Here is a 15,928-nt window from a genome sequence, read left to right as displayed (position 1 = left end):
TTTTAAATTATTAGAATTAAGTTCTTGGGTACAAAATTAATTAATGCGCTTGTTGTCGACCACATGTATTTTTATCAATCTCCCCCCTTTTTTCTATCAATAATGCCTTTATACCCCTATTTCTCTAAAAAGAACGCCTTCTTTCTGAAAGAACTAAAACTCAACGTAACAGGACTTTCCTACTGCTGAATCAGGAAACATACTCCCCAAATCTCAATTTAGCAGGTCACTCGTGAAAAGTCCCTCCGGAAAAAGAGCATCGATACGTTTTTTATCATTTGGACCACGAGTGGCTTGTGACCTTATTTATCTATGTACACACAAACATTTTCCTATCACAACACATTTTTTTGAAAAAACATCATTTATATAATAAATTTATATATTTTAGCTTCGAAAAGTATAATAAGACATATTATATATTACGAAGCAACACGATTTATCAGTATTTTCATCTTTTAGAAAAGCTAACGTTAAATTTAAGTCAACAATGAAAACCATAAAATTATATTTCTTAATCATTTCGGGATTACTATCAGGAGCATTAAATTGTAAAGCGATATCACCGTTTTATACAAATCATATAAATTTTAAGCAATTGACCATTCAAGATGGCCTTAAAGACAACACAGTTTTATCTATTCATAAAGATGCTAAAGGGATAATGTGGTTAGGCACAAGCACCGGATTAAGCAAATATGACGGCAATCGTTTTACTAACTACGCACTAAGCCAACGCTTCAGCATGAATGTGATAAAAATAGAAGAGGATCATCGACATATACTATATTTACAGACTAATGATTGGATCACATACATGGATTGCAAAAGTGAAAGTACAGGAAAACTTCAGACTCTCGTAAAAAACAAGGATTATCAAGTGGCCGATTTTCTTCTTCTTAATGATTCCACGCTTTTGGCTTGTGATAATCAAACGTTTAGCAGTTTCAATATCTCATTAACCCCAAACGGTCAACCTTCATCAAAATTAAAAAAGATTTATTCGTTCAAAATGGCGGAAAAAGAGCGATTCATGAAATTTTGCCTAACCAATAATCATAAAGAGGTTTATTTAGTGACCAATAATGCACGCGTACTTTTATTAGACATCAGTACGGGACGTATTTTAAAGGAGAAACGTTTATTAACCACAAAGCAAGAGTTTGGAGCTTCTTCGATTATATATCATAATGAAAAACTATTCATTTCTTCCATGCTACATGGCATTTTCATTATGGATACTTCATTGGAGAACCTTAGCCATATTGTCAATCAACAAAATAGGATTCCCACCCATTTGTCTCATAACGATGTTTATAACATTACTCCCATTTCAAATTCTTCTATTCTCGCTACAACATGGAACGGATATACCACGCTTTCGGCGGACAATAATGTTCCGGGCGGATGGACTACGAAAATAAGCACCGGTGAACCTACCTGGCAGTCATTAAACTTTGAGCCACGTATGATATCTTCTTATTACGATCCCCATGGATTCTTATGGATTGGAACACATGGAGGAGGAGTATTGGTTGCCGACTGGAAATGGAACTTTATCAAACAATACAATTTCAATGAAGACAATGAAGTAGAAAGCATTATTATTGATAACGATGAAAGGAGCTATTGGTCCACTTATGAACAAGGTGTTTTCTATAGTAATCCATTACACGACCCGGAAAATTTTACTTTACGCGAATTACCTCAAACAGATAGAAAGACAGTGTTATGCAGCATGAAAGATGAGAATGGAAATATCTGGTTCGGTTATCAGAATGGAATGATAGTTTGTTATTCTCCACTAAAAAAGGAAGTGCAAAAGTATCATGTAACCGATACGCCTGTCAATGTACTGTTTACAGACTCCAAAAAGAATTTCTGGATTGGAACAAGTAAGGGACTGTTTCTATACGATTGTGATAAAAAGGAGAAAAAGGAAGTAGCGTTGAAACAAGCTGTGAACTGTGTATTTGATATAGATGAAGATAATGAAGGTTATTTGTGGATAGCTACCAGTTTAGGACTGCTGAAACTGAGCTATACTAATAACAAACAACACATACAACATTTTACGACAGACAAACATACCTATACGGCCCAAACAGTATTAACAGCTAAAGACGGAACTGTATACGTAGGCTATCAAAATGGTTTAGGCATCGTTTATCATAGAGATAAAACAATTAAACAAGTATTTACAACTACGGATGGTTTGGCCAGCAATTGGATAAATTGCTTATTAGAAGACAAACAAGGGTATATCTGGATCGGAACAAATTCGGGATTTAGCTGCTATGACAAATCCATAAACCAATTTTATAATTATTATGCTTCCGGAAGTAGCCATTCTGTGACTTTTTGGGGCGATATGCTGTGCTGGGGAGGCAATAGACATCTGATTTTTTTCTCACCTCAACAAGCTATCAACGCTTTCCAGGCAAATACCGAGAACCCAATAATCATTACTGGTATTGAAATTAATAATAAGCCTCTCATTCCGGGGAAACTCATTAATGGACAAATGATATTGACAAAAACCGCTGAATATACAGATTACATCTCTCTGCCATACAAAAGCAGGGACTTTTCATTATCATTCAGCAACAGTCCTTATCCTACCACGCAAAAATACGTATACAGGCTGATACCCTATCAGAATGAATGGATAGAATGTAATGGTAAAGACAAAATTTCTTACGCCAACTTGTTGCCGGGAAACTATACATTTCAAATAAAAAACCAAAAAGCAGTCAAAGAAGATGTAACCTCTTTAGAAATCAACATACAACCACACTGGAGTCAAACTTGGACTTTCCGTATTTTTGTATTCCTGGTAATCATTGGAGCTATTTATTACTCAATATTCACATTTAAAAGGAAACATCAGCGTGATCAACTGATTACTGAATTAGAGCACGGCATTGCCATCTATAAACTACAACATGAACAAGAAATAAAGTTGAAAGAAGAGCAAGAAACCTTTTTCACCAAAGCAACCCATGAGCTACGTCCTCTATTGGCCTTAATACTGTCACCACTCGAAGAACTTTTATACTCAATGAAGCCGTGTGATGATTCCTACAGCAAACTGACATTAATAAAGAGAAATGTCCATTCACTATGTCAGCAAGTAGACCAATTGTCGCATGTACAAGAAACCAAAATCAACTGTAGCAAAGAAGAAAAAACAGACAACAGCTCACCGGAAGAAAAGGAGGACCGACCTCTTTCTGATCATCCGGAACCATCTGTTTTACAACAATCTAACATCAATAACGAGTTTAAGCAGTCTGATCAATACATATTCATGCAAAAAGTGCTTGTCGTTATAGAAGATAATATAGCGAATGAACAATTCAATGTGAAAATATTGGCCGATATGCTTTGCATGAGTCAACCCACATTATATAGAAAAGTAAAAGAGCATTTCCACCTAACTGTTACAGAGTTAATTCGAAAGATACGCATGAACAAAGCGATTTCTTTATTGGCAATGCACAAATATTCAATTTTAGAGATCGCCGAAATGGTAGGATATAATGATTATGAAACTTTTAGGAAACATTTCAAGAGTCAATTTGGTATTTCAGCTTCAAAATATGTAAATGGTAAGTAAAAGCAACTTTTCACTATACGCAACCTATTCATTTACATCATTTAACATACTTTGCTTTGTTTAGTTACGACCGTTTCGTAGCTTTGTGATATAAACGTAATTAAACATACTCCATGGAAAAGTTGACAATGCAAGAAGAAGAAGTGATGATTTACATCTGGGAACTGGAAAGTTGCTATGTAAAAGACATCGTTGCTAAATTTGAGCAACCTACTCCTCCCTACACCACGGTGGCCTCCATCGTAAAGAATCTCGAACGGAAAAAATATGTAAAGGCACAACGCGTAGGAAATACGTACCTGTACACTCCAGCTATTAAAGAAAGCGAATATAAACGAAGTTTCATGAGTGGAGTCGTAAGGAACTACTTTGAGAACTCTTACAAAGAAATGGTTTCTTTCTTCGCCAAAGATCAGAAGATATCGACCAACGACCTGAAAGAAATCATCGACATGATCGAGAAAGGAAAAGAAAACTAATCGCTAATACCCTGAAAAACATGACTCCCGAACTGGCATACTTCCTGAAGATAAACATAGCAATTGCTTTATTCTACGCCTTCTATCGGTTGTTTTTCTACAGAGACACCTTTTTTCAGTGGCGAAGGATTGTTTTGCTTTGCTTCTTTATCATTTCTCCACTCTACCCGGTGCTGAATATTCAGGAGTGGATCAGATCGCACGAACCTATGGTAGCAATGGCCGATTTATACGCAACCATTGTATTGCCCGAAATTGAAATAACTCCTGAAGTTGCGACTACGGATTGGCAAAACATCATTTTATCTACAGTGAATATCATCTATTGGGCAGGAGTCGTATTACTTTTAATACGCTTCGTTGCCCAGTTTGCCAGTATTTTGCGGTTGCGTTTTCATTGTCAGAAAGATCAGATAGAAGGAATTCCTGTCTATTTGCTTGACAAAGAAAGTGGTCCGTTCTCTTTTTTTCATTGGATCTTCATTCATCCGCAAGCACATCCGCACAATGAGTTAAGCGAGATCCTTACTCACGAAGGAACGCATGCCCGACAAAAGCACTCCATAGATGTTATCATCAGCGAACTGATGTGTATCGCCTGTTGGTTCAACCCGTTTGCATGGTTGATGAAACGGGAAGTACGGAACAACCTGGAGTATATGGCCGACAACCGTGTACTGGAAGCCGGACATGATTCAAAATCTTATCAGTATCACTTATTGGGATTGGCTCATCAGAAAAGTACTATCACTCTCTCCAACAGTTTCAATGTGCTGCCATTGAAGAATCGCATCACCATGATGAACAAAAAAAGAACCAAAGAGATAGGACGGACCAAATATCTGTTATTTCTCCCGCTGGCTCTCGCCCTAATGATAGTCAGCAACATCGAAGCCGTGGCACGTACTACTAAAAGTATCGCGCAGGAAGTGATACAAACAGTAGAAGAACAGATTGAACCGAAATCTCCGATTGAAGAAAACGCCCCATCCCATACGGCAGATGCTCCGCAATCTCAAGCGGACAACGCAGCCCGACAAACAACCCAAAGAAATCCGGAAGAACAAACTGTTTTTGAAGTAGTTGAGAAGATGCCGGAGTTTCCAGGAGGATTGACAGAAATGAATAGGTTCATCAACAGTCACCTCCGCTACCCCCCTATCGCTCAGGAAAACGGAATACACGGACAAGTCGTTGTTCAGTTTATAATCCGGGCAAACGGAACGATTACCGACTGCACAGTAGTGAAAAGTGCACATCCAACGCTGGACGCCGAAGCATTACGTGTAATAAAAGAGATGCCTAAGTGGCATCCCGGAAGACAAAGAGGAATAGCCGTAGCAACCAGAATGACCGTCCCGGTACGGTTTCGACTGATAGGTGAAGCGTCCGAAACGACAAGTAGTTCCGATAAGAATCTTGAAAATAAAGTTTTTGATGTAGTTGAACAAGCTGCCGAATTCCCCGGTGGAATGAAAGCTTGCTTAGCATATATGTACAAAAATATAAAATATCCTACAGTCGCAATGGAAGCGGGAATACAAGGACAGGTTGTCATACAAATGGTTATTGATAAGAACGGAAAAATAAGCAATCCCAAAATAGTTCGGGGGGTATCACCGGAACTGAATGCCGAGGCACTCCGTATAGTAAACAGTATGCCCCAATGGATACCCGGGAAACAAAAAGGCAAGAACGTAGCGACCCGATTCACACTCCCCATCCGGTTCCGTCTGGCCTAACCGTACTCCCAACCTGAAAATCACTTTAATAAAAATAGTATGAGAAAAATCACATTTATTGCCATTCTCTTGTTGTGCATCTGCAACCTTGCCAAAACCAAAGAAAAAGTCATAGAACAGCCGCCATTCATAGCTTGGAGCAGTACCTCGATTCAAGTAGATAAAGTCGTCCTCAGCGACACGGCTACAGTACTTTATATCAAAGCATTCTATCAACCCAAACAATGGATCCGGATTTCCGGACAAAGTTTCCTGAAAGACAATAACGGGGAAACCTACGTTTTACGTTCGGGGATCGGTATTAAACCCGACACGGAATTCTGGATGCCCGAATCCGGTGAAGCAGAATTCCGTTTAGTTTTTCCGCCAGTACCGGCCTCAGCCACTTCTATCGATTTCTCCGAAGGGGACAATGTTCAAGGGGCATTCAAGATATGGGGCATTCAACTTAAAGGAAAAGCTCTCCCCGAACTTTTGTTACCCCAAGAAGCCATTGTGCAGAAAGTAGACATAAACAATACATTGCCCGAACCGAAATTCGAATACAAAGAAGCCACTTTCAAAGGAAAGATTCTGGATTATCGCCCGGGGCTCATCTCCAAAATAGCACCGATTGTATTTGACCCGGTAAAAGGTGCCTACGAAGGAGCGGAAGTAAAAATAAACAATGACGGCACATTTGCCACTCAAATAAAAGTACCTGCCACTACTTCGGTCGCCCTCCGTATTTTCGGTAAAATGATTTCTTCCTACGTGGTACCGGGCGAAGAGAGCAGTATCATTATCAATACCCGCGAACTATGCCGGCAACAATCCAGGTTCCATAAGGATGACAAACCTTATGGCGAAGCTGTTTACTTTGGCGGCGCATTAGCCGGGCTGTCACAGGAATCTTTTAAATGTAACCTAAATCCTTCCGTTATGGATAATTACCGTCAACTATTCCGTGACATAGCAGGAATGGACGCCCAAGCCTATAAAGACTTTATTTATGGCAAACGGGCTACTATTCTTGAATCCATACAGAAAGCCTCAATCAGTCAAGCGCTCAAAACGGTATTAATCAATCAGGTAGACGCCGGTACTGCCCAGGCTATCTCTTTAACGGAAATGGCCATCAAGCAGGCTTATGCCATGGAGCATAAAATGAAAAACGAAGAAGTTAGGGAATACTTTAAAACGACTCAAATAAAACTGCCTGAAAACTATTACGCGGATGCTTTCAGACCACTTGGCTCCCTCAACACCATGGCATTACTTTACAATCCCCGGTTGACCGAACTGGTTCCGTATTACCTGCGTCATTGGAGAGATGAACTGGTTAAAGCATGGGGAACCGACAAAGGGGTTTATTTCGATATTAATAAAGCAAACGAACTCTATTCATCTATCAAAGACTTTACACCCCTGACCGCCGAACAGGAAGTCCTGCTTGCCACTCTTCCACCCGCTTGCCAAAATGAACTGCGGGAGGGCAATGAACAACTTCTGAAAACCATTGAAGCCAATAAAAAGAAAACCGGATATACTATTCATGAAGTAGGAGAAGTCAGTGATGAAAACCTGTTTACATCCATTATCTCTAAATTCCGGGGTAAAGTAATCCTGGCCGATTTCTGGGCAACCTGGTGTGGCCCGTGTCGCATGGCCAATAAAGCAATGCTGCCGCTAAAGGAAGAGTTGAAAGGAAAGGATATCGTTTACCTTTACATTACCGGCGAAACTTCACCCCTGAAAACATGGGAGAACATGATTCCGGATATCCACGGTGAGCATTTCCGTTTAACGGATGCCCAATGGAGTTTCTTAGGTGATAAATTCGACATAAGGGGCGTACCCACCTATCTCATCATCGATCGGGAAGGAAATGTCAAACACCAAAAGACAGGATTCCCGGGTGTAGCCCAAATAAAAGAGGAATTGATGAAAGTATATGATTAACCCTCCGGACAACAAACAATAAACAAAGAACGATCGGCTCCTGCCTATGGGACAAGGAACCGATCGTTCATCATTTAAAAGCGCTTATCGTTACTTATGTAACTCTACAATCTTTGTGGGAGCCATTTCCACATTCCGTTTGTCCACCTGTCGTACTACACTGGCAGCCAACGAAAGAAATGCACGGCCGGTAACCGTATTTTCATCCAAAGCAACAGGGGTACCGTTATCGCCGCCCTCGCAGATACTCTGTACAATCGGAATCTGTCCCAACAACGGAACATTCATCTCTTCAGCCAGCTTCTTGGCACCTTCTTTCCCGAAAAGATAATACTTGTTCTCCGGAAGTTCTGCCGGAGTGAACCAAGCCATATTTTCCACCAGACCAAGAATAGGAACATTCACCTTATCATTAGTGAACATGTTGATCCCTTTACGTGCATCGGCCAAAGCCACAGCCTGCGGAGTACTAACCACAACGGCACCGGTCAAGGCCAATGTCTGAACTACGGTCAGGTGAATGTCACTTGTTCCCGGTGGCAGATCGATCAGGAAATAGTCCAGATCTCCCCAGGCAGCATCTCCGATCAACTGCTTCAGCGCATTGCTCGCCATCCCCCCACGCCATAAAGTAGCTTGGTCAGGATCGACAAAGAAACCGATAGAAAGTAATTTTACACCATACTTTTCAACAGGAATAATCATATCGCGTCCGTCTATTTTTTCAGCGTACGGACGGGCATCTTCTACCTGAAACATTTTCGGCATGGAAGGACCGAAAACGTCGGCATCCAGTAAACCGACTTTATAACCCAACTTAGCCAACGCTACAGCCAGATTGGCCGACACGGTAGATTTGCCCACCCCTCCTTTACCGGAAGAGATACCTATGATATTCTTTACCCGGGGTAACAATTTACCGACTTCGGGACGTGCAGCCTGTACTGTTTTCACACTGATATTTCCTGCTATCTCCACGTCTTTGCTCACATGGGTAAGAATAGCTGTTTCAGCAGCCTTTATCACCGACTTCATAAACGGATCGGTCGGTTTTTCAAAAATCAGGGAGAATGAAACCTTCATTCCCTCTATACGAATGTTATCCTCCACCATACCGGCCTCCACAAGATTCTTTCCGGTTCCGGGATAACGCACTGTAGCCAGTGCATCGAGTATCAATTTAGGATAGATTGTCATAGTTTGTATTATTTAGATGTCTGCAATCCGCTCCGCTTGCTACGGTTATAGCTCCGGTACGAATCGAGTTCAATTTCAATATCCGGTTCTCTCAATTCTCCTTCCTGCGGTAACAGGAATTTGATGTATTTAATGCTTAAACCACGATCGAGCCATTGTTGTTCATAATAGGTCTTGATGCCCAGAATGTCATCAACGAGATCGGAGTGATAAAGATCTTCGGTGATAAACTCCACCGGCAGTTTGTTCTCCTCAATCATATATTTGGTATAGGTGAACATAAAGTTACTGTCTGTCTTCAGATGGATAATACCGTTGGACACCAAAAACTTACGATAACGTTCCATAAAATAGGTAGAAGTCAGGCGTTTGGTCGCTTTCTTCATTTGCGGATCAGAGAAAGTCAGCCAGATCTCACTCACTTCGCCTTCCGCAAAAAAACGGTCGATGATCTCAATGTTGGTACGCAGAAAAGCAACATTCTTCATGCCTGCCTGAAGAGATTCGGTGGCTCCCGTCCACATGCGGGCTCCCTTAATGTCTACCGCAATAAAATTCTTATCAGGGAACATCCGTCCCAGTCCGACGGTATATTCGCCGCGCCCGCAACCCAACTCAAGTACAATCGGGTTATCGTTCTTAAAAAACTCTTTGTGCCATTTTCCCTTCATGTCAAAAGGCACATTGTCCACTGCCGAGTAAGGATACTCAAAAACATGCGGATAACTTGCCATATCGGCAAACTTCTCTAATTTATTTTTTCCCATTCAAAAAAGTTAAATCGTTTCTACCCAACCGGTATAGTTATAAAACACCCGGTCGTTAAATTGCTGGCGGAACAACGCATATTTGTCAATGCCCGTACAATGGCAGACTCCCAGACGTTTGGGAAGCTTCATGCCCAGAAAAGCGGAAATCACATTGAACTTTTCTATGCCTGCGTTATGGATATGAAAGCCTCCCATCACCAGTTTCAGTCCCAATCCCGGAAATGCAGTCTGCACGGCACGAATAATATTTGTAATCCCCCGGTGCGAACAGGCACTCAGCACTGAAAGGGATTTTTCACTCTTCAATATCAATGCCAGTTCATCTTCAAAGGTATCGGGACGCATCTCGCCTCCTATCTCCACGAAGAAATGCTCAAAGTGCGTGTCGTTCCTGTCTACTATCCTGACATCCGCAAACGCAAATACACCCGGTACAATCTCCGTAGTTTCGTCGATCAGCCAAAAGCGGGACTTATCCAATGCTTCGGGATGCAACATTCCGTTTTCACGTTCATTCTTGAACTTCCTGCGGAACACTTCTTGTTTACATACCACCTTTGCCCTGCTGTTCATTTTCAGGAAAGTATGCAATCCACCTGTATGGTCACGATGTCCGTGGGACAGTATTACAAATTCCACATCGGTCAGATCGACTCCCATCAAACGGGCATTCCGGATAAACAAATCCGAAGCACCGGTATCAAACAGCACCTTGTGTTCCCCCGCTTCAACAAGCAGGGAAAGCCCATGCTCTCCCTGTAATCCCTTACCGTAAACACTGTTTTCTGCGAGGGTTGTTATTTTGTAGTTCATTTATCGAACGTTTATTCTACAATGGTCACCCATCCGTGAGTGTCGGGCTCGTCACCGTACTGGATACCACGCAGCTTGTTGTAGAGTTTCTCACAAACAGGACCCGGCTTTCCGTCTTTCGAAATTACGTATGATTTACCATTCTCAAGGTCATCGATACGTTCGATCGGACTGATGACAGCAGCAGTACCGCAAGCTCCTGCTTCTTCGAAAGTGCTCAGTTCTTCTTCGGGTACCGGACGGCGCTCTACTTTCATGCCCATATCTTCTGCCAACTGCATCAGGCTCTTATTGGTGATGGAAGGAAGGATAGAAGTAGACTTCGGTGTGATGTATGTATTGTCTTTGATACCAAAGAAGTTGGCTGCTCCGCATTCATCAATGTATTTCTTTTCTTTGGCATCCAGGTAGAACTCACAGGAGTAGCCCAGATCGTGCGCTTTCTTGTTGGCACGCAGGCTGGCTGCATAGTTACCACCAACTTTGTAGATACCGGTTCCGTGAGGAGCGGCACGGTCGTACTCGCGGATAATGACATAAGGATTGGTAGAAAAACCACCTTTGAAATAAGGGCCTACCGGTGTGACAAACACGACAAACATGTATTCATCTGCCGGATGAACCCCTACCTGGGCACTGGTTCCGATAAGCAACGGGCGAATGTACAAGGACGCCCCACTCTCATAAGGCGGGATGAAGCGTTCGTTTAATTTCACTACTTTCAGAATAGCTTCCTTAAAACGTTCGGTCGGCAATTCTGCCATCATGATGCCCTGACAGGTGGATTGCAGACGTGCGGCATTCTCTTCCAGACGGAAAATACGTACCTTACCGTCTTTACCACGGAAAGCTTTCAAGCCCTCGAAAGCCTCCTGGCCATAGTGAAGACAAGTGGCAGCCATATGCAGATTCAGCACTTCGCTACTGCTTATCTCAAGTTCGCCCCATTTGCCGTTACGGAAATTGATTCTCACATTGTAATCTGTCTTCATATAGCCGAATGACAGATTGGCCCAGTCTATTTCTTTCATATCGTTAGTTATTAGTTATTTTCGATTGAGCAACAAAAATAACCTTTATTCTTCAGATAGCCTCCTTTCTTGCAGTAATTTTTCAATTTCCCGATCCGCCTTTGTCAGCTTTCCGGCGCAGAAAGCTATTATTTCATTGGCTTCTTTTATTTTTTCACTCAGTTCGTCAATCTCCAGTTCGTTACTGTCAATCTGGCGAACGATCTTTTCCAGACGTTCCATGGCCTGTGAATAGGTTTCTTTTTTCTTTGCTGGCATATTTATCATTATAAAGGAATACTTTCTACTTTCGATTTCACTTCACCTCCGTAAAGACGGGTAATCAACTCGTCTCCCGGTCGCAGACAGGCAGCATTCTTCACCGCCTTCCCCTCTTTCAGCGTTATGCTGTATCCCCGTTTCAGTAGTTTTTGTGGTGAAGCATCCGCAATGCGGTTTTGTAAAAGTTCCAACCGATGATGCTGACGGGCCAATAAGGTCTCAGCAGCATGAGAGAGGTTGCTCTTTGCCATTTGCAACTTTATCCGCGATTCCGAAAGCTTGCGCATCACTTGTGAAGGAATGCGCGACTGTAACAGTGAAAGTCTCTTTCGCTCTTGCTCCAGACGGTAATAGATGCGGGCATGCAATTCTCCGGCCAACTCTTCAAGCCGATCCGCGGCCTCTTCCATCCGGTTGATTAACAATTCGGCCGCAGCTGTCGGAGTTTTCACCCGGGTATGTGCTACGGAATCGAGCACGGTATCGTCCCGTTCGTGCCCGATTCCGGTTATAACAGGCAGTGGAAACTGGGCACAGGCAGCGGCCAGCAGGTAGGTGTCGAATCCGGAAAGGTCGGAAGTTGCCCCTCCTCCACGAATAATGACAACTACGTCGAACTCTTCCATCCGGGCATTTACTGCATCGAGAGCGGCCAATACGGACTCTTCCACCTGATTGCCCTGCATCAGAGCGGGGAAAAGTTCCGTATTGAAGTAAAATCCACGGGAGTTGTGCTGCAATTGATGGCAGAAGTCACCATACCCCGCAGCCGTAGCCGAAGAGATAACCGCAATGCGTTGCGGCAGCAAAGGCATTTCCAGTTCTTTGTTCAGCGTCAACACTCCTTCTTCTGCAAGTTGCCTGAGTATTTCCCGGCGCCGGCGTGCCATATCCCCCAATGTATAGGTAGGATCGATGTCCTGCACAGCCAGGCTGTAACCGTACAATTCATGGAAAGCAACGGTCACTTTAACCAACACCTTAATGCCGGAAGTAAACGACTGCCCGGTGGCTTCTTCGAAATAGGGCTTCAGCAGCCGGTAGATATTGGCCCAGATCGTTCCCCTCGCTTTGGCTATCAGATTATTGCTGCGGGGATCTTTCTGGACAAACTCCAGATAGCAATGTCCCGTACTATTTGTACGGACATCGCTCAACTCCGCCTGTACCCAGTATTCATCGGGCAGGCACTGTTCCAGGCTCCGCCGGACCAAAGCATTCAGTTCGTGAAGAGAAAGGGTGTCTTGCATACTTTATTTTTTCTTAGAAGCAGATTGATAGGCCTTCCACAGATCGGGCACTCCGTATCCATAGATGTTATCGGGGAAATCCACCCGGTCGCCGGATTGACGCACCAGTTCGATGATTTCCTTAGCAGTCAGTTGCGGACAAGCTTGCCACAGGCAAGCCACCATGCCGCACAGGATCGGTGAAGCAAACGAAGTTCCGCTTGCTTTGCGCAAATTACCGTTTGTCCCCATCACATCCGAGTTCAGTCCCACGGCAACCACATCGGGTTTCACGCGATTATCGGCTGTGTTGCCGATAGAAGAAAACGAAGCCAACGCACCTCTACGGTCAATAGCACCTACCGTCAGCACATTCTCCGCATCACCCGGTGCCGTGATCTTCTTCCAGGAGGAGGCGCCCGAGTTACCGGCACTGCATACCAGTACGATTCCTTTATCTGCCATTTTCGACGCCTGGCGGGACATCAGTGCATGGTGTCCGTCCAGGTCACGATATTTATAGTTCTTGGTAGAATCATCGAAAGTGAAATATCCCAGCGAAGTATTCACCACATCCACTCCCACACTATCGGCAAACTCTACGGCCGCCGCCCAATAGTCTTGCTCTACCAGATGTTCGGACGCTTCATCTTCACTGCGAAGCAGCCAGTAGGAAGCTTCGGGAGCCGTACCCACCATCACGTAAGGTTCGTTCATTGCCATGCAAGACAAAACGGCCATCCCATGCGAGCCTTTGGCATAGATATCGCTTCCCGGTTCGACAAAGTCCTTTGTACCCAGGATACGGATATTCTTCATCGGATCAATCTTGTCTACGTTATGGTATCCGGCATCGATCACGGCGATGGTCATGCCTTGCCCCTTGAATCCGGCTTCATGCAGTTTGTCGCCATTGCTGGTCTCTATTTGCCGGAAAGCGGGGCCATAATAAGCTTCGCTCCTGGCCGGACTGTTCACCAGAGAGTCCCGTTTATCTTCCGCAGCAGGTTTCGACGGGGCAACCCACACCTTCTCCGTAGCGCGCACAAAAGGCAGCGCAGCTATTTCGCTTATCACAGTACTGTCGTTGCAAGATACGGTGACGAAATTATCCCATTTTCCGGTGACTACGATTTTCACTCCCTTGTCGCGGATGGCATCCACATACTGGCGGCATACCGGCAAATCAGTCGAATCGATGGGCAACTGTTGACGTTGGCGGCGGGCAATCGCCTTTTCTGACAGAAACTTCTCGGGGTGCTTCAGTGAGTAGGTTGTGGCAGCCTTATCTTTCAGGCTGATGCGATACTTCAACGTATCCTGTTGTGCCGATGCCTCCAAGGCTACGAAGGCTAAGGCAATAAGTGCTAATTTTTTCATTTCGTATTTTTATTTTTCCGTTTTTATTCCCAGTTTTTGTTTTGTTCTATCACCAATCCGATGCCGCGTTGCGAAGCGATAAATGCTCCACCTATCACTCGCCGTCCGTCATAGAACACGGCCGACTGTCCCGGAGCAATCGCCGAGGCTTCTGCAAGAAAACGAACCAAAAGGCGTCCGTCTTCAAGCCTTTTCACCCGGCAAGGAATCGGACGGCTGCGGTAACGGATACGTACTGCGAGTTCCGGGCACGAAAACAGTTCGTCCTCATCCACAATATTATCTTGTTCCGCCACCATATATCCGGCTTTCAACTGTTCGGCATCCCCCAGCATGACAGTGTTCTTCTGCGGATTAATTTTCAAGACATAAGCCGGTTTGCCCAGTGCGATCTCGAGTCCTTTACGCTGACCGATGGTATAATAAGGGAAACCCCTATGTTGCCCCAGCTTCACGCCTTCGGAACTGACAAACCATCCCGGACCGATCTCCGCATCAAGTTCCGGGCACTGTTCACGAAGAAAGTCCCGATAATCACCTTTAATGAAGCAGACTTCCATGCTTTCCCCCTCTTTCGACTTGGCTTCGTAACCTTTCTCACGCAGATAGTCGCGCACAGTCTGCTTGGTGTAGTTGCCCAAAGGAAAAATACAGCGTCGCAGGACGTCCTGCCCCAATCGCCAGAGGAAATAGGACTGGTCTTTCTTTTCATCATCACCGGCAACAATATAGATGTACCCGTTCCGTTCTTCCAACCGGGAGTAATGTCCGGTGGCTATCCAATCGCAGCCCAGTTTGTCAGCCCATTCTATCAACATGCGGAACTTAAATAACGGATTGCACATCACGCAAGGGTTCGGCGTACGTCCCTGTCGGTACTCGTCTATAAAGTTTTTGACAATAGTATCTTTAAAAGGAACACGTTCGTCGGCCACATAATGTTCTATCCCCATACGTACCGCCAACTCTCTGGCGTCCTGCGGCTCATCGCCCCAGACACGCATGGTGACACCTACTATCTCGTATCCCTGCTCTTGCAGCATCAGGCAAGTGGCGGTACTGTCTATTCCCCCGCTCATGCCGACAAGAACACGTTTATTGGATTCTTTCATATTCATTCTCTTTTTACGAAGAATGCAAATGTACGAGATTCCCGGCAGAATACAATCAATTGGACAAGTTAGTATACAAACTTTAAAACTAAAGGATGTATGATCGATGCGATACCATGAGGGTGTGTCGAAACTTCTTTCACCACGGAGTAACACAGAGTATCACAGAGTCTTTTTATTGATAATCAACAACCTAAAATCGTCTCTGTGTTACTCTGTGTACTCTGTGGTGAGTTTTGACACAGTCCCCTTTTGTCTGTTTGTCAAATTGATAACAGAACCTCTCTACGTTTCAGTTTTTCGAAGCTCCGGCAAGGTTCATGGAGAAAAACGGCTTATTTCCGGTTAGGAGAT

Annotated in this window: 12 protein-coding genes; 4 read left to right on the top strand and 8 right to left on the bottom strand. The window is 43.9% G+C overall.

Annotation, left to right across the window (positions count from 1 at the left end):
* Positions 1-490 precede the first annotated feature (490 nt).
* The 4 genes from FDF36_RS18935 (at position 491) to FDF36_RS18920 (ending at position 7,781) form a co-directional block, all read left to right on the top strand.
* Positions 491-3,619, top strand: coding sequence for a two-component regulator propeller domain-containing protein (locus FDF36_RS18935; RefSeq protein WP_220392375.1), 3,129 nt, complete (start codon positions 491-493; stop codon positions 3,617-3,619).
* Between the two features lie 113 nt (positions 3,620-3,732).
* The gene (locus FDF36_RS18930; RefSeq protein ID WP_032536202.1) at positions 3,733-4,098 is read left to right on the top strand and encodes a BlaI/MecI/CopY family transcriptional regulator; all 366 of its coding nucleotides are present in this window, start codon (positions 3,733-3,735) and stop codon (positions 4,096-4,098) included.
* A 20-nt stretch (positions 4,099-4,118) separates the two neighbouring features.
* Positions 4,119-5,840 (top strand): M56 family metallopeptidase, encoded by a 1,722-nt coding sequence (locus FDF36_RS18925; protein ID WP_122130751.1) that lies wholly within the window; start codon positions 4,119-4,121, stop codon positions 5,838-5,840.
* 39 nt (positions 5,841-5,879) lie between these two features.
* Entirely contained in the window at positions 5,880-7,781 is a 1,902-nt protein-coding gene (locus FDF36_RS18920) for a thioredoxin domain-containing protein (protein WP_220392374.1), read from the top strand.
* A 90-nt stretch (positions 7,782-7,871) separates the two neighbouring features.
* Here FDF36_RS18920 and FDF36_RS18915 read toward each other — a convergent pair whose 3' ends face one another.
* Genes FDF36_RS18915 through mnmA form a run of 8 tightly spaced genes read right to left on the bottom strand, consistent with a single transcriptional unit; the run spans position 7,872 to position 15,574 of the window.
* A complete protein-coding gene (locus FDF36_RS18915) occupies positions 7,872-8,978 on the bottom strand; it encodes an Mrp/NBP35 family ATP-binding protein (protein WP_005782459.1) in 1,107 nt (368 codons plus the stop codon).
* 8 nt (positions 8,979-8,986) lie between these two features.
* Complete coding sequence (gene trmB, locus FDF36_RS18910; protein ID WP_005782457.1) at positions 8,987-9,745, bottom strand: tRNA (guanosine(46)-N7)-methyltransferase TrmB; 759 nt, start codon at positions 9,743-9,745, stop codon at positions 8,987-8,989.
* 9 nt (positions 9,746-9,754) lie between these two features.
* A complete protein-coding gene (locus tag FDF36_RS18905) occupies positions 9,755-10,561 on the bottom strand; it encodes an MBL fold metallo-hydrolase (protein WP_005811144.1) in 807 nt (268 codons plus the stop codon).
* A gap of 11 nt (positions 10,562-10,572) precedes the next feature.
* On the bottom strand, positions 10,573-11,592 hold the full coding sequence (locus FDF36_RS18900) for a branched-chain amino acid aminotransferase (RefSeq protein WP_005782453.1): 1,020 nt from the start codon (positions 11,590-11,592) through the stop codon (positions 10,573-10,575).
* Between the two features lie 45 nt (positions 11,593-11,637).
* On the bottom strand, positions 11,638-11,850 hold the full coding sequence (gene xseB / locus FDF36_RS18895; RefSeq protein WP_005782452.1) for an exodeoxyribonuclease VII small subunit: 213 nt from the start codon (positions 11,848-11,850) through the stop codon (positions 11,638-11,640).
* 8 nt (positions 11,851-11,858) lie between these two features.
* Positions 11,859-13,103 (bottom strand): exodeoxyribonuclease VII large subunit, encoded by a 1,245-nt coding sequence (gene xseA / locus FDF36_RS18890; RefSeq protein ID WP_220392373.1) that lies wholly within the window; start codon positions 13,101-13,103, stop codon positions 11,859-11,861.
* A gap of 3 nt (positions 13,104-13,106) precedes the next feature.
* The gene (locus tag FDF36_RS18885; protein WP_220392372.1) at positions 13,107-14,462 is read right to left on the bottom strand and encodes a S8 family peptidase; all 1,356 of its coding nucleotides are present in this window, start codon (positions 14,460-14,462) and stop codon (positions 13,107-13,109) included.
* Positions 14,463-14,485: 23 nt separating this feature from the next.
* Positions 14,486-15,574 (bottom strand): tRNA 2-thiouridine(34) synthase MnmA, encoded by a 1,089-nt coding sequence (gene mnmA, locus FDF36_RS18880; RefSeq protein ID WP_005782449.1) that lies wholly within the window; start codon positions 15,572-15,574, stop codon positions 14,486-14,488.
* Positions 15,575-15,928 lie beyond the last annotated feature (354 nt).

It is taken from the genome of Bacteroides fragilis (assembly GCF_019583405.1).
GTDB classification, from domain to species: Bacteria; Bacteroidota; Bacteroidia; order Bacteroidales; family Bacteroidaceae; genus Bacteroides; species Bacteroides fragilis_B.
The sequence above is the reverse complement of the archived record's forward strand: the minus strand, read 5'-3'. Positions and strand labels throughout refer to the sequence as shown.